This is a genomic window from Pontibacter ramchanderi, from assembly GCF_002846395.1.
GTDB lineage: Bacteria > Bacteroidota > Bacteroidia > Cytophagales > Hymenobacteraceae > Pontibacter > Pontibacter ramchanderi.
Genome location: NZ_PJMU01000001.1, coordinates 1,353,433 through 1,373,905, shown reverse-complemented (window position 1 = coordinate 1,373,905; position 20,473 = coordinate 1,353,433). Strand labels below are relative to the sequence as shown.

Sequence of the window (20,473 nt, the reverse complement as noted above, 5' to 3'; positions counted from 1 at the left end):
AAAATGACAAAAAAATCTATAGTTTGGCTATGAATCATGTATAGGACAATACTTCGACAATTTAACCGTCAACAATTTAACCATTCACTAACTCACTCCATCAACCAATCCAAATACTCTTCTGGTTTGTGAACTCCCGGATGCCGATGTAGGAGAGTTCGCGGCCGTAGCCTGACTTTTTAATGCCGCCGAAAGGCATTTCGGGACTGGACGCGACCATGGCGTTGACGAACATGGCGCCTGTCTCGACCTTTCGTGCCACCCGCAGGCCGCGCTCATGGTCGCTGGTGAAGACCGTACCGGCCAGGCCGTAGCGGTGGTCGTTGGCTATCCGGATCGCCTCGTCCTCATCTCGAACAACAAACACAATAGCGACGGGACCAAACAGTTCATCTTCGTAAGCGGGGGAGCCGGGTTTAGGATCTTTTATGATCATGGGTTTGAAATAAGCAGAGTCCTTTTCTTTATGACCACCTTCCAGCACCATTTTAGCGCCTTTCCTGATCGATTCCTGCACCTGCTCCTCCAACTCTTCGGCCAGGTCTTTGCGGGCCAGCGGACCATAGTCGCAGTCGTCGGTAAGGGGGTCTCCTGTTTTTAAGGCCTGCATCTTCTCCTTCATCTTCTCCAGAAAGGCATCGGCTATACCTTCCACCACGATAAAGCGCTTGGCAGCAATGCAACTCTGGCCTGTGTTCACCATGCGCGATTTCACGGCGGTAGTGGCAGCGGCTTCGAGGTCGGCATCTTCCAGAATGATAAACGGATCGCTGCCGCCCAGCTCCAGCACCGTTTTCTTGATCTCGCTACCCGCTTTTTCGGCCACTTTGGAGCCAGCCCCTTCGCTGCCGGTCAGGGTAACGGCCTTCACAATCGGGTTTTCAATGATCGCGTCAACGGCCTTTGACTCTACCAGCAAGGTATGGAAGATATCCTCCGGAAAGCCGGCCTTACGAATGATCTCCTCGATGGCCAGGGCACATTGCGGAACGTTGGAAGCATGTTTAAGCACGCCTACGTTACCGGCCATCAGGGCAGGGGCCAGGAAACGGAAAACCTGCCAGAAAGGGAAGTTCCAGGGCATCACGGCCAGCACGACACCCAGGGGCTGGTAAGCAATCAAGCTTCGGCTGGCGCCGGACTCCACTTCCTCGTCTTTCAAAAATTCGGCGGCGTTCTCGGCATAGTAGCGGCACACTTTGGCGCACTTTTGCACTTCGGCTACGGCGTCTTTCAATGGCTTGCCCATCTCCAGCGTGATGATGCGACCGTATTGGTCTGCTTCCTGCTCCAGTATCTCCGCGCAACGGTTCATCAGTTGGGCTCTTTCCTCAAAGCTGGTGTTCTTCCATTGCTGAAAGGCTGTATCGGCTGCCTGCAGTTTCTGGTTTACCTGTTGGGAAGTGTGGGCCTCAAAAGTTTTGAGTACTTCGTTTGTGGCGGGGTTTAGCGTTTGTATGGCCATTCGTTTCAGATCTTTAGTGCGATGTGCTGTAAATATACGGAAGCTAGGCTATTTGTGCTGTAGCGTCCAATTGGCTGGTAAAAAGATGATTAAATAAAGTGTTGTTAAAGTTCAATTTGCGGTATTTTGCGGATATTGTTACTTCTTTCATGAATATTCCCTTTTTTATATATGGTTTCTTGCTAAATTGCCCTCCGTTAGAGCTTCCAAAAGATTGCATGCTTTAGAGGCGGGCTCTCTATTTTTAAATTTCCCCTTTTGAATACACCATACCACGATACCGTCATTTTACTGTTTGCCCAGACTTCTGAGCAGCAGGTCCGCTACAGAACGTTCACGCAGGAGCATGGCCCTGAGCTGAACCAGCAAGCGGCCGACCTGCTGTTGCAGCATACCTTGTTTGTGGCCAAGGGTTCTGGCATACCGCTGGTGGTGATCTACCCGGAGCGTCAGGAGGGAAGCAACTTTGGAGAGCGCCTAGCCAATGCCTTCCAGGAGGTATACTCCATGGGCTACCAGCGGGTGATCTGCATCGGGGCCGACTGCGTGGACCTGACTTCGGCAGACCTGCTACTGGCCCAGGAGGCGCTGAGCAAGGGCCGCATGGTGGTGGGACCGGGAACGAACGGAGGAGCCTACCTGGTGGGCCTGCACATCGATTGTTTCGACCCCGAAGCGCTAGCCATGCTCAACTGGCAAACCGACGAACTACTCAACGAACTGGTGCTCTATGGGTACCGCATGCAGGCCAGCATGGGAAACCTGACCGTGCTCGACGAAAAAACAGAGGCAGGCAGCGGAATCGAGCTTTCCCGCCAACTCGATATCCTCCCCGTATACCATCATTTGCACAGGCAACTCAGCGCTATTCTGAGCTAACCAAACCGGAGTCCATAGATTCTTGTTACCTTTAAGGGTAAATAAGACTTTATTTTTCTATGGAAAATACCTATTACAATCCAGCAGACCTTAAAAAGTTTGGTAACATCACAGAGTTGCAGCCTGAAATGGGCCGTAAATTCTTTGATTACTATGGCGAGGTGTTTAAAGAGGGTGCCCTGACCGAGCGCGAAAAAGCCCTGATCGCCCTGGCTGTTTCTCACGCCGTGCAGTGCCCTTACTGCATCGATTCCTATACCTCTGACTGCCTGGAGAAAGGCGCTGACGAAAACCAGATGATGGAAGCCGTGCACGTGGCCGCAGCCATTAAAGGTGGTGCCGCGCTGGTACACGGCGTGCAGATGATGAACAAGATCAAAGACCTGACCATGTAAGCTATGCCTATACCTGTTAAATCGCTGAAGGCGCAGCAGCACCAGTTTGCCAACCCTGCCTACCAACTGGAGGTGCTGCAGCATGCGGGGACAGAGGAAGGCGATTTTCCACACTTCGGGGCCAAATTGCAGGAGCACCAGCTATACCCGCTGCAACCCACCGGCACCACCATTTTGCAGGTGAACGTGGGCAAGATGTGCAACCAGACCTGCCGCCACTGCCACGTAGATGCCGGCCCTGACCGCAAAGAGATCATGACCCGTGCTACTATGCAGCTCTGCCTCGATGCGCTGGCCAAATCTCCGCAGCTCACCACTGTTGACCTGACGGGCGGTGCGCCGGAGATGAACCCGGACTTCCGTTGGTTTGTGGAGCAGCTCTCTGGTATGGGGCGGCAGGTAATCGTGCGCTGCAACCTTACCATCATTTTGGCTAACCCGAAATATCACGACCTGCCGGAGTTTTTCAAGAAGCACCAGGTGCAGGTAGTGTCGTCGTTGCCTTATTTCTCAGCTTCCCGCACCGATGCCCAGCGCGGTGATGGTGTGTTTGAGAAATCTATCAAGGCGCTTCAGATGCTCAATGTGGTAGGCTACGGACAGGAGGGAGGCGGCCTGGAACTGAACCTGGTATACAATCCTTCGGGCGCATTTTTGCCGGCCAGCCAGAGATCGCTGGAGGCGGAGTTTAAGCGGCGGCTGCTCGGTGCATATGGTGTAGTGTTCAACAGCCTGTTCTGCATCACGAATTTGCCCATCAGTCGTTACCTGGACTACCTGATCGAAAGCGGAAACTACAGCAGCTACATGGAGAAACTGGTGACGGCATTCAATCCCGAGGCGGCGGCCAATGTGATGTGCCGTAACACCATTTCGGTAGGCTGGGACGGTGCGCTCTACGACTGCGACTTCAACCAAATGCTCGAGCTAAAAGTACAGCCCGGCACACCACAGCACATCCGCGACTTCGATCTGGGACAACTTGACCAAAGAGAGATCGTGCTGAACCAGCATTGTTATGGATGCACCGCAGGCGCCGGCTCCAGCTGTGGCGGCTCCACCACCTGACGTGCTTATGCGCTATACCCTGCACATTCGGCTATACCTGACATTGCTGCTCAGCCTGCTGCTGCCGTCCTGCCAGCAGCCCTCGGATGCGGCCTATCACCTGATGCTACGGCAAGTCTACAGCCATAGCGTGGATACCGTTTCGGTAGGGCGAGTGCAGCAGCAGTTAAAGCAAGGTATAGCCCCGTTGCTACTCGACACCCGCAGTAAAAGCGAGTACAGGGTGAGCCATCTTCCTGGTGCCAGGTATGTGGGCTATGCAGAGTTTGACCTTTCCGCTCTGAAAGACGTACCTCCCCATACACCCCTGGTGGTGTACTGCGCCGTCGGATACCGTAGCGAAAAGATAGGCGAGCAATTGCAGGCGGCAGGGTATACGGATGTGCGCAACCTGCACGGCGGCTTGTTTGCCTGGGTGAACGAGGGGCTACCTGTGTATAATGCGCAAGGACTTACAACAAAAGTGCATGGCTATACCCGCGCCTGGGGCATTTGGCTGTGCAAAGGAGAGAAAGTATATGACTGAGAAAAGACTCTTGATGCTCTTTGTTCGCAACCCGGAGCTGGGCAAGGTAAAAACCCGACTCGCGGCCAGCGTAGGCCCCGAAACGGCGCTCGATATCTACCTTCACCTGCTCCGCCATACCCGCGATATCACCCAGCACCTGCCTCTGAACAAAGTAGTTTACTATTCCGAGAAAGTGGAGGAAAACGATCTTTGGCCAGACCAACACTACCAGAAAAAGCGGCAGCACCCGGAAGGCAACCTGGGTGAGAAAATGAAAAGGGCTTTCGAGGCGGCTTTTGCCGAAGGCTATACCTCCGTGGTCATCATTGGCAGCGACTGTCCGCAACTTACCTCCGAGATCATCAACCAGGCCTTTGAAGCACTCCAAACGAACGAGGTAGTGATCGGTCCGGCCTTGGATGGTGGCTACTACCTGCTGGGGATGACACAGCTTTACCGCGACCTTTTCGAGGACAAGCGCTGGAGCACCGAGCATGTGTTTCCGGACACCATTGCCGACATCGAGCGCCTGCACCTGCGCCACGCCCTGTTGCCCTACCTCTCAGACGTGGACGAGCTGGAGGACCTGCAGAAAAACTGGCCAGAGCTCAGCTAGACTTACTGCTCCAGTCGCACCACTTCCGATTTATCATACCCATAAATATCCTCCCGAAACTGAATCACAGAAAACTCGTCGGCCCATGCCGTCAGGTATACAATGATCAGCGGCACCGGTTTCTTTAGCCGGATGTAGTACTCGTCTTTGTCGGTAGCTATTACCTTTTCTATCCGCTGCTCCGACATGCCACTGCGTTCCTGCAACAGGTATAGTGCAAGCTCCTCAGGGTGCTGTAGCCGGATGCAGCCATGGCTGAAGGCCCGCTTTTCCGAAGCAAACAAGTGCTTGTCGTTGGTGTCGTGCAGGTATTGGCTCACGCGGGTATGGAATAGGAACTTCAGATGGCCCAGCTCATTGTATTGTCCGGTTACCTGCACAATCCGGTAGTTAAAATTGGCGGCGGTCACTGTGCTCCAATCCACGCTCCAAGGACTTATTTTCTGCCAGCCTCCCAGCGCCGTATGCCTGAAAAGCTCCATGTCGCGCTTGGCCAGGTAGCCGGGGTTCCGTTTCAGAATAGGTAGGATCTCTTTGGACGCAATGGAGTTGGGGATGTACCAGTACGGGTTAAAAACGATGGTGTGGAGCTGCGTGTGGTTCACGATCGTTGGCAGGTTGGGCTTGCCCACGATCGTGCGCAGGTGCAGTAACACGCTGTTCCGGTCGATCAGGCGCAAGGTATAGTCTGGTATGTTCACGATAAGGTAGGGCTGTGGCAGGTCGCGGCTGAAGGCCTCCCAGCGGTACAGGCTGTTCTGCAGCTGTCGAAGCCTTTGCAGGGGCGGTACATTCAGGGCAGCCAGCGTGCGCGGGCCCACAATGCTGTCGGCCTTAAGGGCATGCCTCGCCTGAAAACGGACGAGGGCCGTTGCCAGCTGGCGGGTATAGTGGCTTGAGTTTTCAGTTGAGTCGGGGCCTGTAAGGTCGCCGGTGAGGAGCAAGTTGGCGCGCAGGTGAGCGGTATAGCGACTGGTGTCGCCGGGGCGGAGAAGCAGGTTGTTGGGAAAAGTATACCAGACGCTGTCTTTCAGTTGCTCGTACTGCGCAATGGCCATCCGGAGTTGCTGTTTCTGATTCGGCACGAGCAGCCATACCTCCGTAGAGTCGCTGGCTATACCTGGCAGGGCGTATAGAAACAATAGAAATGTAAACAGCAGGCGTGCCATGAGCAAAGGAAAAGGGGTGGTATTTTGATGTACGCAAATGACCGCAATAAAGTGCTTTCCGCTCTGTTTTAACAACTTACGACAATGATTGGTTTGCTCCCGGGAAAGGTATAACTTGGCTGCACGGCTGCAGGAGCAAACAAAGCCTCCTGCCTGACAGTATAAAGCCCAACGCAGCCCTAAAAGCACGACAACGCAAGCCCATGGCAACAACGATAGACAAAAGCACGCTGGCCTTCCTGGCCGATCTGACACAGAATAACAACCGCGAGTGGTTTCAGGAGAACAAGAAGCGCTATGATGCCGCCCGCCAGAACTACCTGGCTTTTCTGGATGAAATGCTCGAAGAAATGGCGCTGTTTGAGCCCGTGGCGATCGGGCAGAAGGGCAAGGATTTGGTGTTCCGGATTTACCGCGACGTGCGGTTTTCGAACGACAAAAGGCCTTACAAAGACCATTTCGGGGCCTACGTGGCAGAAGGGGGGCGCAAGTCTATTTTGCCGGGCTACTACCTGCACCTGGCTGCCAACAACAACTCCTTTCTGGCCGGAGGCCTGTGGATGCCGCCTGCCGATTATCTGAAAGCCGTGCGGCAGGAGATCGACTATAACCTGGGTGAGCTGGAGCGCATCATTCAGGCCCCAGACTTCAAAAACCGCTTCGGTGGCATACAGGGCGAGCAGCTCAAAACCACGCCCAAGGGCTACGACAAAGACAACCCTGCCATCGAGTACCTCCGCTTCAAAAGCTGGAACGCCACCATGCAGCTACCCGACAAAGTGGTGCTCAGTAAAGACTTTATGCACACGCTGCTGGATGGTTTCAAAGCCGTGAAGCCCTTCAATGACTTCCTGACGGCGCCGCTGCGGGATATTGGGGGGGAGTAGAAGATTGATAGCAGAGTTAGGACTGTAATCGCTTTGTTCAGTAACTACGGATATACTCTGTTTGCTCCTGCAATGCTTCAGCGTGTGATCCGTCACCGGTCAGGAACCGAGTAGTTAATGTAACACGTTCATCCAGCTTTTGCATAAAAATGGCCAGGTGAAGGTGTGGCCCGGAGGAATAACCCACATTACCGCTATACCCGATTGACTGCCCGGCTGCTACTTTTTCGCCCTCCTTCACAAGGGCGCCCATGTGCTTGATGTGCGCGTACTCTGCAAAAGTGCCATCTGAGTGGTAAATAAGGATGTAATTATTAAACTTAGCGCAGTCTCGGCTTACGCATGAGATGTTATTTTCCTGCACGACCTTTACCACAACACCATCCCGGACGGCATGAATGTCAGTACCTTCTGTCATGATAAAATCTAATGAATTCTCGCCCTGGTGCGAGAAATTTCCGTTATAACCCTGCCAAACTTTGTGGGAGGTTCCTTTTTTGTAAGGCAGGAAATAGTTAAAATCCTCCGTATACTTTTTCAGGTTATGGTCGCCATAATTAGTTGTGTAGGTATAGCGGAAGTTGGATGCTTTGCTTTTATCCACTACTTGCAGGCTAGAGACATTCTTCCGGCTGCTCCTCGCAGGTAGTACTAAAACCCGGTTATCCCCACCCACTGCTCTGTAATTGGTTAATTCAAACTTAATTTTTATAGAAACGGGGCAGTACTCGGTGTTGTCAGCATAGAGTTTGTAGCCATCAGAGGTCTGCTCATAATATATTTTTACTTTTGGTTGAGCAATAGAAATTGAGGCCAGAAGTGACAGAAATATTATAAGTATATATTTCATGAGTTACCGTAGAGGTTAAAGCATATTGCATTTTAAATATAGTAAAAAATCAGGTAACAGATATGACCGGTTTACTCTCAAATTTTATCCAGCCACACCTTGACCTGGAATGTTGATGTGCTTCTCCTATTGGCGGTATAGATGTAGCTCAGCCGCCAGCCAGAGTGAGACCAGGCTATGCTTCAGGGTGATCATCCTCAGGTTTTCGGTATAGGTGTTGGCACGGTTGGCAGCGTAGCAGAAAATAACCAGGTAACTCCAGGTAATAGCGTAGCGAAAATGTCGCTTGAAGCAGGAAAGAAGATAGAAACAAGCTCAGTGCTCTCGTGTGCCGTGTGGTTTAGTGAAGCAAGATTTTACACTACTTTTGCTCAAACAGACGAACAGTATAGTCGAGCAGTTCGGGGCCTCCCACCTTGCCATGCCCCGGTATAACGTGCTTTACTCCAGGGAATTTAGCTTTCAGTTGGGTGACAGTCAGCGGCCAGGCCACTATGTCGGCATCGGCCAGGTTGCCTTTGCCAGCACCCATCTCCTTAATGAGGCAGCCGCCAAATAAAGCCTCCGCCTTCGGGAAGTACCCGACCACATTATCATAAGTGTGACCTCTGCCTGGGTATAGGACCAGCACCTGCTCGCTTCCAACTTCCATAACCAACTCCTCGTCGAAACCATGGTCCGGCACAGCTGCCTGGTTAGCCTTAGCCAGCGCGATGGTCTCGTGGCTGGCATAGGCAGGAATGCCTCGCTGCTGAAAAGCTGCCAGCCCACCCAGACAGTCTTCATGAAAATGCGTGGCGATCACCGCCTTTACCTTACCTCCCAAACTTTGCTCTACCCAATCGATCAATTCCACAGCGGCCTGTTCTGTAGTTGGAGTATCGAAAAGGACAGCCTCCTTCCCGTCGATCACCACCATTCCGTTGCAGGGCACATTTCCGAAACTTTGAGTCTGGAGAAAAGACAGGTGCTGGTATACCTGATCTGTGACCGGGTGGACTTCCAGTGTTTTGGAGGTATAGCTTTGCTGGGCGTTAAGGGTTTCTTTTACAGCTTTAGTTTTGTTGCCGCTGGGTGTCTGGCAGGAGAGGCAACTGGCCACAAATATAACACCCGCCCATAACGAAGATTTTGCTGACGATCTTTTAAGGTATTGATGGCTCTTTTTCATAGGTATAGGTTAGGTAAAAGGCTATATGAGTTCCGTCACGATTGACTCGGTGGATACGGTTCAGATGAGCGATGATAGTATAGGAATCTGTAAAGGCAAACGGCAAGGAGGTAATTAAATGATCAACCACAGGCAGAATATTCCAAAGGCCAGAAAGCTGGCCATCAGAAAGGAGCAGCCAGGTTTGGTTTCTTTCTGGCGGCTTGGCGCAGGGGTAAATGTGCTCATCAGTGAAAAGTCCTCGCTTGCGAAAGTAGGCTCAGAAAAGGGGAATTCCTTTTTCCCTAATACCTTGAACTCCTCACCGCTTGCAAAACCCATCTTGATAGTGTTGTCCTGTTCCTCAAACACAGCATGCACATTGTCACCCTCCGTATCCTGCTCTGATACATAAACCAAAGCACGCTGACCTGTATACTGCTGGGGCAGCTTGTCTCCGGCGGTCACTGTCCAATATCCCAGGGTCTTCGCTTCGAAATTCTCGACTTCAGGGTAGGTCAGGTAATTAACAAAGTATTTGAACCGCTCAAAATCCGGCTGATTTGTAAAGTTTAGAAGGAAGAGGTCATCTTTGGCTGTCGCCCTGTACACCCTAATGCCCTCCGTGAAGCCAGAGTCAGCATAGAGGTCCGTCATTTGTTGCACGGCAGCAACCACGTCTTCCGGCTGCGGACCATAAAGCAAGATATAATTGTTGAATTCCATATAAAATTGTAAGTCGCGGCTTATAGTAGCGGTGGCTGGAATGAATTTATGCGAAGAGACTCGTCAAGGGTACTTCTACTTTTCTTGTTTTTTGCAGGTGATGAACCAGAATTTCTGGGAGGGCCTGCTACCCGTATTCCTGGCTGGTTCCGCTATCTCTTTTGCCCCGATCATGCCATACCTGCCAAACTCTTCTTCCACAGCAGCTGCGTCGTAGAAGAAAAGCTGCATGCCATGCCTCGTTTCAAATCTGTCCTTGCTTAGTATTTCCCCTTTGCCATAAGCGGCATCATTTTTCGAAATTGCTACAAAAACCATGTATCCGTTGGGTCTTAGTTGATTGTAGCAATCCGCAAGCAGCTTTATCCGGCCTTGCTCGTCCAACAGGTGAATCAACGCGTAGCAGAAAATCCCATCGTATACTTCCTGGTTAAAGGGCATGCTGCCGACGGCACCGTGGTATACCTTTGCATGGGCACCAAAGTGCTTTTGGGCCAGGGCAATGGCGGTCTCCGAAATTTCAATCCCGGTCACCTCGCAGCCGGCATCAACAAAGGCTTTTGCATTTCTGCCGTAGCCAAAACCAGGGATTAATATTTTAGTCAGCCCGTTTTCTTTAAACAGGTCAAGGGCTGCAAGGGCGGAGTCCGCAGGCTCAAAGCCCCACATCGTTTCCTTTTCTTTAAAGCTTGACTCCCAGAATTCTGTCATACCTATTTGCTGTGAATTGGAAATGAGGACCCACTATCCATACTATGTCTGGTGCTACTCTACAGGTTATCTTAATGTCCACCTCCCTCCGGATTGAACAAACACCAGCTATACAATTTAGCATAGTTTCTGACTTCATACAAACGCTGAAACCAGACTAGGGTATGAAAATCACTGTGGTAGCACAACGCTTTGCCGGGTCAGGTTGGCATGCTTCTTTTGCTGGCGGTACAGGTATAGCTCGGCCACCAGCCACAGTCCGACCAGGGTATACTCCAGGGCAACTAACCACAGGTTTTCGGTGTAGGCACTGGTGCGGTAAGCGGAGTAGCTGAATACAGCCAGGCAACTCCAGACAACAGCATAGCGGAAATGGCTGAGCGTGGTGAGCGCCACCAACGTGGTAATGTACCAGGGATGCACCGTGGTGGCCAGCAACAGGTATACCGTCAGGGCAGCCGCCATGTAGCCCGCCAGCCGGCGTACCGAGCCCAGCTTCTTCACCGCCGCCATCGACAGGATCATGACAAAGGTTGCCAGCGAGAGGAGCGGACCGATCACCGCAATCTGGTTGTAGCCGGTCAGTCGGTAACCCAGCCAGCGAAAGAGGTAGTAGACACTGGCATTGAACTCGAAGCGTTGGAAATACAGGTCGATGCTCTGCCAGATATTGCGCAGCACCTCCAGTGAGAGCAGCGGCAGAAAGAGCGACACCAGCACAACACCCACCACTACTCCGAAACCGATAAAGCGTTTCAGCCCCAGCTTGCGCCATACAACCGGAAGGAACATAAGCGGCAGGAGCTTGCTGCCAACGGCCAACGCAAAAGGCACCGCCGCAATAAGGTAGCGCTGGTAGTGCAGCTGGTACAGGAAAAGCAGCAGGAAAAAGATTAGCAGCGCCTCCATGTGCAGGTTTGCCGACAGCTCAAGAATCACCAGTGGGTTGAGCGCGTAAAGGTGTACATACCTGTCGGGCAGGGCCATGCGGCGCAGGAGGCGAAGCAAAAGCAAAATTGAACCGGTCTCGGCGGCCAGTATGATCACGCGCATCAGCAGTATACTACCCGTCAGGCTTTCGGGTGAAAGTGCAGCTGCAAGCCAGAAAACGCCTTGCAGCACCGGCGGGTATAGGGAGTAGTAATTGGGTGAGTTGAGCTGCAAAAACAGTTCGGCCGTGAGTCCAGGTATGGCAGGGGCGCCTTCGCCCGTAAACTGCGAGGGCAGATATAGGTAAGGGTTCTCGCCGGCCAGCAGCAGGTGCCCATCCCACACAAAACGGAAGTAGTCGTCGGACAGCGCAGGTATGGCAAAAAGAAACAGCAGCCTGAAAAGCAGCCCGGCCCCGATGCCGTGCCATACGTTAAGCTTCTGGTTGGTGACGTAGGCGTAAATGCCAAAGGCCAGTAAGGTGAGCAGGAGCAGTTGCGTGAAATTTTCCCGGGGTGTCGCATAGCCCAGTGCCAGGTATACCAGGGCCGAAATCCCCAGCAAGGTATAGGTCGCTATGTGCTTTCGGGTGAGGGTCATGCGCTGCGGCTATGGTTGAGCGAGTATACGAAAACGGCACCAAAACCGAGCATCAGCATGGCATGAAATGGGAGCAAGCCATAATCCTGCAACCTGAAAGCTACCAGAATGCCATACGCAAAATATATTGTGAGCAGCCCCTCCAACAAGGTAACCGGATGCAGGCTGGAAATGGTGTAGGCATGTTGCCGCCAGGAGTCGCGGCGGTGCAGCAGGTTATGTTTCGGGGTGCGGATAAAAGGTGTTTTCCGGCCCAGGTAGCCCTCCAGTACCGCCACCGTGTTGTGCAGCGACATCCCCATCGACATGGATAGAAAAAGGAAAAACTCAGGTATAAAGCGTTTGGTGGTATGCCATGCAGAACCGGTGTTTTGGTAAAGGGAGGTCCAGTAAAAGGCCAGCAGGGCCAGCAGACTGACGATCAGCAGCGAACCCAGCGCAAAAAGCAGTTCAAGCCCGGGTACGCTGTGTTTCAGGTATAGCATGGGTATGCTGAGCAAGGCCGTGAGCAGCACGCAGACGAAGATGCTACTGTTGAGCAGGTGGAAAATAGCATGCAGCCGGGTAGAGCAGGGCATGGGCGCGAGCAGCACTTTGCCTAGATGCTTGCGGGCGGTTTCGGCGGCACCCTTGGTCCATCGGTACTGCTGCGACTTAAGCGCCCCCATGGCGGCAGGCAGTTCGGCGGGGGATTTTACATCCTGCAGGTAACGGAAATGCCAGCCCCGCAACTGGGCACGGTAGCTCAGGTCCAGGTCTTCGGTGAGCGTATCAGCCTGCCAGCCGCCGGCATCCACAATGCAGCTTTTGCGCCATACCCCGGCCGTGCCATTAAAGTTGATAAAATGCCCGCCGCTGTTGCGACCGACTTGCTCTACCGTGAAGTGCGCATCCAAACCAAAGGCCTGCAGCCGGGTGAGCAGCGAATAATCCTCGTTCAGGTGTCCCCAGCGGGTTTGCACCACCCCCACCTGCCCGTGATCGAAAGCAGTTATCGTGCGCTTCAGGAAATCAGGGTTTGGCACAAAGTCGGCATCGAAAATGGCGATGAAGTCGCCGGTAGCCTGCTGCAGACCGTATTGCAGGGCGCCGGCTTTGTAGCCGCTGCGGTCGGGGCGTTGCACATGTTCCAGTTGCAGGCCGGTGTCGGCGTAGCTGGCGATCTTCTGCAGGATCAGCTGGCTGGTGTCGTCGTCGGAATCATCGAGGAGTTGGATCTGCAGCAGGTGGCGGGGGTAGTCGAGGGCGGCCGCGGCGTTGATCAGGCGCTCCACCACATAGCGTTCGTTGTAGAGCGGGAGCTGCACCGTCACGGCAGGCCAGGCATAGCGTTCGTCAGGTATAGCCTCCGGGGCTGGCATCGTTTTCCGTCGGTTCCAGTAGAGGTAGGTGAGGTGCAGCTGCACCAGGCTGTAGCAGAAAATAAAGGCCAGGCAAAGACCATACACGGCAACAAGAAGAAGCTGGAGAATCGTCATGCGGCGGCTCTGTTTTTAGGCTATAGGAGCTTAAAGATAGTCAATAAAATTTTATACCCTGCCAGCACCGATCCCTTCAACGTACCCGATACTTTCGACACGCCGATGCGTTTGCGGTAGTTCACGGGCACCTCGGCATACCTTACTTTTTGCTTCGCTGCCCGCGCCTGCATCTCTACGGTCCAGCCGTAGTTGCGGTCGCGCATGCCCAGCTGCTGCAGCGTGCTGAAGCGGATGGCCCGGAAAGGACCCAGGTCGGTATAGCGCACGCCGTAGAGCCAGCGCAGCAAGGTAGTGGCCAGCCAGTTGCCGAAAACCTGCTGGGGCATCAGGGCGCCTGCTTCACGCTGCCCCAGCACCCGCGAACCGATCACCAGATCGGCCCGTCCCTCCAGAATAGGCTGCACCACCTGCGGCATTTCGCCGGGGAAGTCCGAGTAATCGCCATCCAGAAACACGAGGATGTCAGGCTGCTCGTCTGCAGGTTTGGCGGCAAAGTAGGCTATACCTTTCAGGCAGGCGTTTCCATACCCGGGCCGTGGCTCGTGGAGCACCGTGGCGCCGGCCGCCCGGGCTACTTCAGGGGTGCTGTCCGAGGAGTTGTTGTCCACTACGACCACTTCCTGCACCAATTCTGCAGGTATGTCGCTGATAACGTGTGCGATGGATTTTTCTTCGTTGTAGGCCGGGATGATAACGCTGATTCGGGGCATGCTGCAATTTGGGCAAAAATAATTTCCTAAGCTATTGAGGGTCAGGTATGGCTTTTGTGGTAGTTCGTGTATTACCTTTGCAGATTGAACCTTTCGGTAGACGAAAGACTTTAGAAGGTTAGCACTTTTTTATATTATGAGCAGAGAAGTTGTTAAGATTGGAGACAAGGCCCCTGATTTTGAATTGCAGCGATTGGATGGTGGTTTTTTCCGACTTTACGAGTTGTTGAAGAAGAAGAATGTAGTGCTGTACTTTTACCCAAAGGACAGCTCAGCTGATTGTACGAAGCAGGCCTGCGAGTTCAGGGACCATTACGATACGTTTCAGGATCTGGAGACGGAGATCGTTTGCATCAGCTACGACAAGGCCGATGCCCACAAGCGCTTTGAGCGGATGTACCGTTTGCCTTTTACCCTGCTGAGCGATTGCGATGCCCAGATCCGCAACCTGTACGGGGTGCCGCGCAAGTTTGGCATCATGCCGGGCCGCGCCATCTACGTCATCGACAAGAAAGGGGAGGTGCAGTATGTGTTCAACTCACTGTCCAAGCCAGCCGAGCACGTGCAGCAGGTGTTGGATGTATTGTACGACATCAACCACGACAGCGTAGCACAGTACGCCTGAGTTTTGTAAAACCCATAAATGAAAAGGCCCGGTGTTATATGCACCGGGCCTTTGCTATACCTACTGGTTTGAGATCAGTTCCAGTTTCTTGTCGTTGTGGAACTCTACGCTCAGGAAACCGTGCTGCTTGTTAAACAGGATCCGCTTCACGTTGGTCGCCTTGCTGGCGTCGTTGTTGGTTACCTCGTACACATCGGTGTAGAGCATGTCGTTCACTTCCACCGAAGGGTAGGCGGGTTGGGCAAGGTTGAGTTTGTACTCTCCTCGTTCGTTCACGGCCAGCGATACTTCCAGGCTGTTTTCGCGCTTCAGGAAATATGTTGCGATGCCCGGGCTCTTGGTTGTGCCAGGTGTGGTTTTGGCGATGTCTTCCATCACACTAAAGGCCTGCACATCAAAATGGCCAATGCAGTTGTCAGATATGTTGTAGCCTTCGCCAGGTACCTGCTCCGCTATAAGGGCTGTGTTGGCATAGGTTACGGTGTCGCCCGTCTCGTTCAGAAAGCGGATGGTGTCTCCGCGCTCGTACACAAGCCATTCTACATCCTTCTGGTCAAACTGGGTGGTGGTGGTTTCGCAATCTTTGCAAGACGTGAAAAGCAGGGTTGCCAGCACAAATACGCCGACAAGTTTAAAACTTTGTGTCATTGGGGTGAAATTAGGTTGTAATGGTAAATGGTTCTTTTGTTGTAGATCAGGTATAGCTCTATCTAAAAGTAAGAGTCTATTTGGAGGCAAAGCGTTGCAAGCGAGTCTAAAAATTATTGTTGCAACTCAAAATAAATACGAAATAGGCTTAGGGAACATAGCGCGTAAGCGTACGGCCATTGGCATAGGCTACCTGCAGGAATCCAAACTCGCGGTTAAACAGAATGCGGCTAACACCAGTAGGGCTGCTCTCCGGATTGGTCACATCATACACATCCCGATAGGTGATGCCACCCACGGCCAGTGTAGCATGGTCAGGCGTGTTGATGTCCGGAATGCGCAGCTCGGCCCTGTCGGCTACTACCAGGCTCACGCGGATGGAGTCGGGCATGCGAACGGCCACTACTGTTAAAGCCGGGTAACGACGGTTGTTGTGCTGCATCACACTGACGCGGCGGGTATAGTACTGTTCAATGCACACATCGGCCGGACCGAAGCCATCGCCAGGGATGGGCTCGGCGTTCACGCGGGTATTCAGAAATACGCGAACGGTGTCAGGAGTTCTGCTGTCCACCATCTCCAGCGAGTCACCGGAGTTATACACGGTCCAGCTGCTGTCGCCGTTCTGGAACTGGGCTACGGAGGTTTCGCAATTGTTGCAGGAGGCGAGCCACAGGCTTGCACCAAACAGCGACAGGTATAAGACCAAGCGAATTGACTTCATAAATTCATAAACTATACTGCAAATTAACGAACTTAATCCGGTTGATGGTCTATAAAATCGAGAATAGTGTGGCATGGAGCGGCTAAAATAAAAACAGCCGGACAAGTCGCCCGGCTGCTGTTTAGCTATATTCTTAAAGGTGCCTTACTCGCGCACCCGCACCCATACAGGCTCTGGCTTAAGGGCTGGCCTGAACACCAACCACAGGATCACACCCAGCAGGGTACCCGTCATAAAAGCAGGTATAACCACCAGCCACCCCATCACTCCACGACTCTCTGCATCATGATAAGTCCATACCAGCATAAAAACTACCAGTAATGAGTAAATAGTAAAGGTTAAAATAAAAAGTAAACTCGCTATATCCGGCAAAAACGTTTCCATATCCAAAGTATTAAGTAACACAAAGCAAGGCACATAAGCCTTACACTATTTTAAACCCGGATAGGTATGGAATTGTTTATAACTATTTCAATACAATGATATGAATATGAGTTATATAGAAATGATATATTATAATTATTTGCCTGATCAGGTATAGAAAGAGAAAAGCCACCCCTAATCAGGGATGGCTTTTGCTCAGGGTTTATAGTTTCTTACTTTCTAATGATCACTTTGTGGGTGCTGCGCTTCTCTCCGTTTTGGATCGTGAAATAGTAGATACCATCGGTCAGATCCTCCAGCGAAATAGAGGCGCCGCCTACCGCATCCTCAGCCGGAATTTCGTGCTGCGCCACTTGCTGCCCCAGCGCATTGGCAATGGTGATCAGCACAGGTCCCGCAGCTTGCTCAGCCAGTTTAAGATTGATCCTGTTCTGGGCTGGATTCGGGAAGAGAATCTCACGTGATTCAGATGCTTTGGCTGCAAGCACACTGCTTTGAGACAGGCTACCTGTTCTAAGCACGAGCGTTTCAGTTGTCGCATTGGCATCTCCGCCGAATCGGGAGGTAACGTAGGAGGTGCTGCTCACCACAGTCGGGTTCGACACAATGTCCACATCATCCACATACCAACCGGTAGCTCCTGTGAGCACATCGGAGCCCATGCGGAAGCGGATCAGGACATTTTGACCTTTGTAGCTGCTCAGGTCCACAATGGTCTGTATATAGCCATCGCTATTGCCCGTAAAGGCCGGACCAACGATCGTGGAGGCGTTGAGCAGTGGAATTTCGCTGTTATATCCGTTTTGGATCATCTTGCTGCCTAAGTCGCTCCAGGTGAGGCCGCGGTTTGTGCTGATCTCGACCACGCCGCCGTCAAATCCGGCCTCGGTGGCAAAGCTGTGCCAGAAACGCAGCAGGGCATTTTCTCCAACGGCAACAGGCTGCGCCGTGATCAGGTATTGGTCGCTGAAGGCATCCGGGTCTACGGCAAACCAGGAGGTACTGCCGCTATGCGGGTTCTTCGTGCTCAGCTGCCAGTCGCTCAGGCCTACGCCGCGGGCTGTCTTCCATTTGCCGCCGCCGTTCTCCATATCGTCGTGGAAGTATACCGTGGTGCCGGTGCCCTTGTTTACGCGCACTTTGAAGCTGCGCTCAATGGTCTCGCCCTGCGTCATTTTCACTGACTTGAAGGTTACGACACCTTTTGTCAGCTTAGGGGCGTCTGTGCCTGCTTGTTCAACAAACAAGGTTCCCTCTGGCAGCGGATTGGTGATGGCCACATTGCTTACTGAGCCGGCCGTTTCGTTTGTTACCGTGATCTTGTATGTCAGTTCCTCACCATCCGTCACCGGCGAAGGAGTAGCCTGCAGTTTAATGGCAAACTGTGGCTCGCAGGATGGTGGCAGGTCGAAGGCTTCGGTGCCGTCGGTCAGGTCGTTGTTGCTGCCCTGGGTGGCGCTGTAGCCGAGGCCACGCTTGGCAAAGGCACGCCAGATGTGGCACTGGTTGGCACCGCCGTTGTTGATGCGGTCGGCGGCCAGTATGGCGTCGCGGGCATCGATGAAGCCGGGGCTGCAAGGCTGCAGTTTCAGGCCGTCGATCACCAGTTGCAGGGCGATGTTGTTGCCGCCTTTGCCATTGTGCAGGTCCGGGTCGTAACCGTATTCCTCGATCAGGTTCCAGGTCATATCCCAAAGCATCGTAGCCCAGATGAAGCCCACTCCATGCGGCACAGAGATCTCCGGGTTAGCGATCATTTTGTAGGTATAAGGGTTGATGCCCATGTCGGTGCTGTAAGGGGCAGGACGTATACCGTTGCCGTCTGTACCCTCTGAGAGCACATAGGTACCAATGCCACGTCGCTGTGTGCCCGTGTCGCCATCGCGCATGGTCATGATCAGGCCGAAGAAATCGCTCCAGCCTTCACCGCCCTGCTCAGCGCCTGAGAGGCATTGTGTGCTTGGGCCACCGGTGAGGCGGGTAGAGATGCCGTGGCCATACTCATGGGCGATGATACCGTTGTCCAGGTCGCCGTCACGCATCGGAGGTACGCCGCCTTCCAGTCGCAGGGCGCCGGTCAGACCCTGGGCCAGGGCAGTTTTCAGTTTGTCGCCATCGGCCTTGCTGATCATGATGGCAGGTATAAGCACGGCGGTGCCTGTTTCATCGCCGCCCATCGACATGGCCGGACCGTCAATGTTGTTGACCACAATCACTGCTGTGGCGCCAGATGCTTGTGCATTGAGTGCTTTGGATATGAAAGAGCACTCGCCACGGTCAACCAGGGCAATATTACCGGAGATCTCTGCCTGGTTGTTGAAAGGCACCGGTACAGAGCCAGCTGGCAAGTCAGGAGCGCCATTGCAGCCGTTGGCTGGGTCAGCCATCACGATCTTGCCCGATACGCCTGTTTCGTCGACTGCCGGACCGAAAGCAGCCTGCACACCGGTATATGAGCCCGCCACTGAAGAAGGAGCCGTAATATGAAGCAGTTTGGCAGGCACCGAAGAAGTCCACAGGTACATCTGCATGCGGCCAGGTACACCGTCCTGCAGCGTCAGGAAATTGGCGTTGTTGGTGCCCCCGCCATCCTGTGCCTCTGCCATCACGGCATCCAGGCCAGCGCCTTCACCGGAGAAGTTCTTCTGCTGGAAATTGCCGCTTGCCTCATCAAAACCATAGAGGTAGAATAGGTCGTGGATGATGTTGTTCCAGTAAAACAGGTTGGTAGTGGCCGCTTTTACGTAAGTGTCCGGCTCTTTGGAGAGGTCAAGCGGGAAGTCGAAGTTAAGGTCGAAGCCGCCGTCGGGACTGGTGCCGGCATTGGCGCCAAGACGGTCTTCGTAGGCGTGCACGTTATTGCCTTTGGTGATGGTGTAAGACAGCAGACCGTCGTTGTGCCAGCCAAGCGGTGAAGCAGTCGGGTTTTCCTTGCCCGTAACCAGGGTTCTGTCGCCATGGCTTGGTGTCTCAAAAGGAGCATCGTATACGTGGTAAGTACCGCTGGAGGCGACTGCAGCCGCTGCCACACTGCGCGGTGCGAAAGCCTGGGTATAAAAATCCTGCTGTGCTTTCAGGCGCTCTGCTTTAGTTGCCACACGGCCCTGTCTGTTCTGCTGCACAATGGCCATTTTCTGGTGCGGGTCGTCTGTCACCACAGGCAGTCCCCAATTGTCGTGTATAACCAGGTCCTGCTGTTTCAGCACCTGCCCGGTAGCCGCGTCGATACGCATGTTCCAGTAGTGCTGTGCGTCGGTGTTGTAGATATCCACTTCCCAGGCCAGGCGCACATCGCCGTTGGGCATGGGTTGGTATACCAGTTTGGCAGGTATAGGCTGCAGCGAAATGCCCCCATCGGTCAGCACCACGGCCTTTGCGGCAGCGGGCAGCTTTTGGCTGGGGGCCTTACGTTCTTTTAGCCTGATGGGCTGCTTGGGTGTGAGCTTGAGGGCGGCAGCGGCGGCGTTGGCGGCCCGCTCAGGCGAGAGGACGGCAGCATTGCCTTTGATGGCGCCGCGCAGGTTAGGTATAAACCGGTTGCCCATGTTGATCACATTGCCTTCGCGGTCGATGTTGATGTTGATATTTGCATCCACTACTTCTATACCTTGGTGGCGCTGGCGCAGGTAAATGTGTGTAATGCCATTGTGCTTGGAGGTATACTGGTCAGTTACTACATAGTCGGAGAGGTCAGCGGTGTTGAGCTTGTAATCTGCCTTGGTTTGGTCGATGTGCCGCAGGGCAATGTCGAGGCTTGCCTGGGCGCTGGCGGTACCCGAAGCCAGCAGGAAGATCAACCCCAGTAGATACAGCGGATTGCACGGTAATTTTAGTTTCATAGAGGTGAGAATTGTTTTAAAAATGTTACATATGGTACTATTTACAAGGTATTACAGATAGGGTGCAGTCACTGTGTATTGCATTATACAAGTATGACGATTCTGCTG

The 20,473-nt window shown here is 53.2% G+C and carries 20 protein-coding genes; 7 read left to right on the top strand and 13 right to left on the bottom strand.

Going from position 1 to position 20,473, the window contains the following annotated elements; translation table 11 throughout:
* Positions 1-100: 100 nt before the first annotated feature.
* Positions 101-1,465 (bottom strand): NAD-dependent succinate-semialdehyde dehydrogenase, encoded by a 1,365-nt coding sequence (locus tag BD749_RS05780; RefSeq protein ID WP_101443381.1) that lies wholly within the window; start codon positions 1,463-1,465, stop codon positions 101-103.
* Between the two features lie 258 nt (positions 1,466-1,723).
* On the opposite strand from BD749_RS05780, the gene BD749_RS05775 reads away from it, so the two are divergent.
* From BD749_RS05775 to BD749_RS05755, 5 genes are read left to right on the top strand one after another with little or no spacing between them, the layout of a single operon-like run.
* Entirely contained in the window at positions 1,724-2,344 is a 621-nt protein-coding gene (locus BD749_RS05775) for a TIGR04282 family arsenosugar biosynthesis glycosyltransferase (RefSeq protein ID WP_180336328.1), read from the top strand.
* A gap of 59 nt (positions 2,345-2,403) precedes the next feature.
* Positions 2,404-2,739, top strand: a complete 336-nt coding sequence (locus BD749_RS05770) for an arsenosugar biosynthesis-associated peroxidase-like protein (protein ID WP_101443379.1) — start codon at positions 2,404-2,406, stop codon at positions 2,737-2,739.
* Positions 2,740-2,742: 3 nt separating this feature from the next.
* A complete protein-coding gene (gene arsS, locus BD749_RS05765) occupies positions 2,743-3,807 on the top strand; it encodes an arsenosugar biosynthesis radical SAM (seleno)protein ArsS (protein WP_101443378.1) in 1,065 nt (354 codons plus the stop codon).
* Positions 3,758-4,333: a rhodanese-like domain-containing protein gene (locus BD749_RS05760; protein WP_245868785.1), complete on the top strand. Its 576-nt coding sequence runs from the start codon at positions 3,758-3,760 to the stop codon at positions 4,331-4,333. The genes arsS and BD749_RS05760 overlap by 50 nt, the downstream gene beginning before the upstream one ends.
* Positions 4,326-4,931: a TIGR04282 family arsenosugar biosynthesis glycosyltransferase gene (locus BD749_RS05755; RefSeq protein ID WP_101443377.1), complete on the top strand. Its 606-nt coding sequence runs from the start codon at positions 4,326-4,328 to the stop codon at positions 4,929-4,931. The genes BD749_RS05760 and BD749_RS05755 overlap by 8 nt, the downstream gene beginning before the upstream one ends.
* Before the next feature lie 2 nt (positions 4,932-4,933).
* Here the strand turns inward: BD749_RS05755 and BD749_RS05750 are convergent, their stop codons facing one another.
* Positions 4,934-6,100: a L,D-transpeptidase family protein gene (locus BD749_RS05750; protein ID WP_101443376.1), complete on the bottom strand. Its 1,167-nt coding sequence runs from the start codon at positions 6,098-6,100 to the stop codon at positions 4,934-4,936.
* Positions 6,101-6,303: 203 nt separating this feature from the next.
* On the opposite strand from BD749_RS05750, the gene BD749_RS05745 reads away from it, so the two are divergent.
* The gene (locus BD749_RS05745; protein ID WP_101443375.1) at positions 6,304-6,987 is read left to right on the top strand and encodes a DUF2461 domain-containing protein; all 684 of its coding nucleotides are present in this window, start codon (positions 6,304-6,306) and stop codon (positions 6,985-6,987) included.
* 37 nt (positions 6,988-7,024) lie between these two features.
* Here the strand turns inward: BD749_RS05745 and BD749_RS05740 are convergent, their stop codons facing one another.
* The 7 genes from BD749_RS05740 to BD749_RS05710 form a co-directional block, all read right to left on the bottom strand.
* Positions 7,025-7,591: a M23 family metallopeptidase gene (locus BD749_RS05740; RefSeq protein WP_180336327.1), complete on the bottom strand. Its 567-nt coding sequence runs from the start codon at positions 7,589-7,591 to the stop codon at positions 7,025-7,027.
* 607 nt (positions 7,592-8,198) lie between these two features.
* Positions 8,199-9,008, bottom strand: coding sequence for a subclass B1 metallo-beta-lactamase (bla, locus tag BD749_RS05735; protein WP_101443373.1), 810 nt, complete (start codon positions 9,006-9,008; stop codon positions 8,199-8,201).
* Positions 9,009-9,122: 114 nt separating this feature from the next.
* Entirely contained in the window at positions 9,123-9,713 is a 591-nt protein-coding gene (locus BD749_RS05730; protein WP_101443372.1) for a hypothetical protein, read from the bottom strand.
* Between the two features lie 75 nt (positions 9,714-9,788).
* On the bottom strand, positions 9,789-10,424 hold the full coding sequence (locus BD749_RS05725; protein WP_101443371.1) for a class I SAM-dependent methyltransferase: 636 nt from the start codon (positions 10,422-10,424) through the stop codon (positions 9,789-9,791).
* A gap of 171 nt (positions 10,425-10,595) precedes the next feature.
* The gene (locus BD749_RS05720) at positions 10,596-11,954 is read right to left on the bottom strand and encodes a hypothetical protein (RefSeq protein WP_101443370.1); all 1,359 of its coding nucleotides are present in this window, start codon (positions 11,952-11,954) and stop codon (positions 10,596-10,598) included.
* Complete coding sequence (locus tag BD749_RS05715) at positions 11,951-13,432, bottom strand: glycosyltransferase (protein WP_101443369.1); 1,482 nt, start codon at positions 13,430-13,432, stop codon at positions 11,951-11,953. The genes BD749_RS05720 and BD749_RS05715 overlap by 4 nt, the downstream gene beginning before the upstream one ends.
* A 20-nt stretch (positions 13,433-13,452) precedes the next feature.
* Positions 13,453-14,145, bottom strand: a complete 693-nt coding sequence (locus BD749_RS05710) for a glycosyltransferase family 2 protein (protein WP_101443368.1) — start codon at positions 14,143-14,145, stop codon at positions 13,453-13,455.
* A 136-nt stretch (positions 14,146-14,281) separates the two neighbouring features.
* On the opposite strand from BD749_RS05710, the gene BD749_RS05705 reads away from it, so the two are divergent.
* On the top strand, positions 14,282-14,770 hold the full coding sequence (locus BD749_RS05705; RefSeq protein ID WP_101443367.1) for a peroxiredoxin: 489 nt from the start codon (positions 14,282-14,284) through the stop codon (positions 14,768-14,770).
* Positions 14,771-14,830: 60 nt separating this feature from the next.
* Here the strand turns inward: BD749_RS05705 and BD749_RS05700 are convergent, their stop codons facing one another.
* From BD749_RS05700 to BD749_RS05685, 4 genes are all read right to left on the bottom strand, one after another.
* On the bottom strand, positions 14,831-15,418 hold the full coding sequence (locus tag BD749_RS05700) for a hypothetical protein (RefSeq protein ID WP_245868781.1): 588 nt from the start codon (positions 15,416-15,418) through the stop codon (positions 14,831-14,833).
* Between the two features lie 148 nt (positions 15,419-15,566).
* The gene (locus BD749_RS05695) at positions 15,567-16,142 is read right to left on the bottom strand and encodes a hypothetical protein (RefSeq protein WP_245868779.1); all 576 of its coding nucleotides are present in this window, start codon (positions 16,140-16,142) and stop codon (positions 15,567-15,569) included.
* A gap of 144 nt (positions 16,143-16,286) precedes the next feature.
* Positions 16,287-16,448 carry a hypothetical protein gene (locus BD749_RS05690; RefSeq protein ID WP_245868776.1) on the bottom strand — a complete coding sequence of 54 codons (162 nt, stop codon included), beginning with the start codon at positions 16,446-16,448 and terminating at the stop codon, positions 16,287-16,289.
* Positions 16,449-16,738: 290 nt separating this feature from the next.
* The gene (locus BD749_RS05685; protein ID WP_180336326.1) at positions 16,739-20,365 is read right to left on the bottom strand and encodes a T9SS-dependent M36 family metallopeptidase; all 3,627 of its coding nucleotides are present in this window, start codon (positions 20,363-20,365) and stop codon (positions 16,739-16,741) included.
* Positions 20,366-20,473 lie beyond the last annotated feature (108 nt).

Bases quoted from the DNA above. Each gene is read 5' to 3' on its own strand.
- BD749_RS05685 (WP_180336326.1), bottom strand. From the start codon at position 20,365: ATGAAACTAAAATTACCGTGCAATCCGCTGTATCTACTGGGGTTGATC.
- BD749_RS05720 (WP_101443370.1), bottom strand. From the start codon at position 11,954: ATGACCCTCACCCGAAAGCACATAGCGACCTATACCTTGCTGGGGATT.
- BD749_RS05780 (WP_101443381.1), bottom strand. From the start codon at position 1,465: ATGGCCATACAAACGCTAAACCCCGCCACAAACGAAGTACTCAAAACT.
- BD749_RS05760 (WP_245868785.1), top strand. From the start codon at position 3,758: ATGGATGCACCGCAGGCGCCGGCTCCAGCTGTGGCGGCTCCACCACCT.
- BD749_RS05725 (WP_101443371.1), bottom strand. From the start codon at position 10,424: ATGACAGAATTCTGGGAGTCAAGCTTTAAAGAAAAGGAAACGATGTGG.
- arsS (WP_101443378.1), top strand. From the start codon at position 2,743: ATGCCTATACCTGTTAAATCGCTGAAGGCGCAGCAGCACCAGTTTGCC.
- BD749_RS05700 (WP_245868781.1), bottom strand. From the start codon at position 15,418: ATGACACAAAGTTTTAAACTTGTCGGCGTATTTGTGCTGGCAACCCTG.
- BD749_RS05690 (WP_245868776.1), bottom strand. From the start codon at position 16,448: ATGCTGGTATGGACTTATCATGATGCAGAGAGTCGTGGAGTGATGGGG.
- BD749_RS05715 (WP_101443369.1), bottom strand. From the start codon at position 13,432: ATGACGATTCTCCAGCTTCTTCTTGTTGCCGTGTATGGTCTTTGCCTG.
- BD749_RS05705 (WP_101443367.1), top strand. From the start codon at position 14,282: ATGAGCAGAGAAGTTGTTAAGATTGGAGACAAGGCCCCTGATTTTGAA.
- BD749_RS05695 (WP_245868779.1), bottom strand. From the start codon at position 16,142: ATGAAGTCAATTCGCTTGGTCTTATACCTGTCGCTGTTTGGTGCAAGC.
- BD749_RS05745 (WP_101443375.1), top strand. From the start codon at position 6,304: ATGGCAACAACGATAGACAAAAGCACGCTGGCCTTCCTGGCCGATCTG.
- BD749_RS05755 (WP_101443377.1), top strand. From the start codon at position 4,326: ATGACTGAGAAAAGACTCTTGATGCTCTTTGTTCGCAACCCGGAGCTG.
- BD749_RS05730 (WP_101443372.1), bottom strand. From the start codon at position 9,713: ATGGAATTCAACAATTATATCTTGCTTTATGGTCCGCAGCCGGAAGAC.
- bla (WP_101443373.1), bottom strand. From the start codon at position 9,008: ATGAAAAAGAGCCATCAATACCTTAAAAGATCGTCAGCAAAATCTTCG.
- BD749_RS05710 (WP_101443368.1), bottom strand. From the start codon at position 14,145: ATGCCCCGAATCAGCGTTATCATCCCGGCCTACAACGAAGAAAAATCC.
- BD749_RS05770 (WP_101443379.1), top strand. From the start codon at position 2,404: ATGGAAAATACCTATTACAATCCAGCAGACCTTAAAAAGTTTGGTAAC.
- BD749_RS05750 (WP_101443376.1), bottom strand. From the start codon at position 6,100: ATGGCACGCCTGCTGTTTACATTTCTATTGTTTCTATACGCCCTGCCA.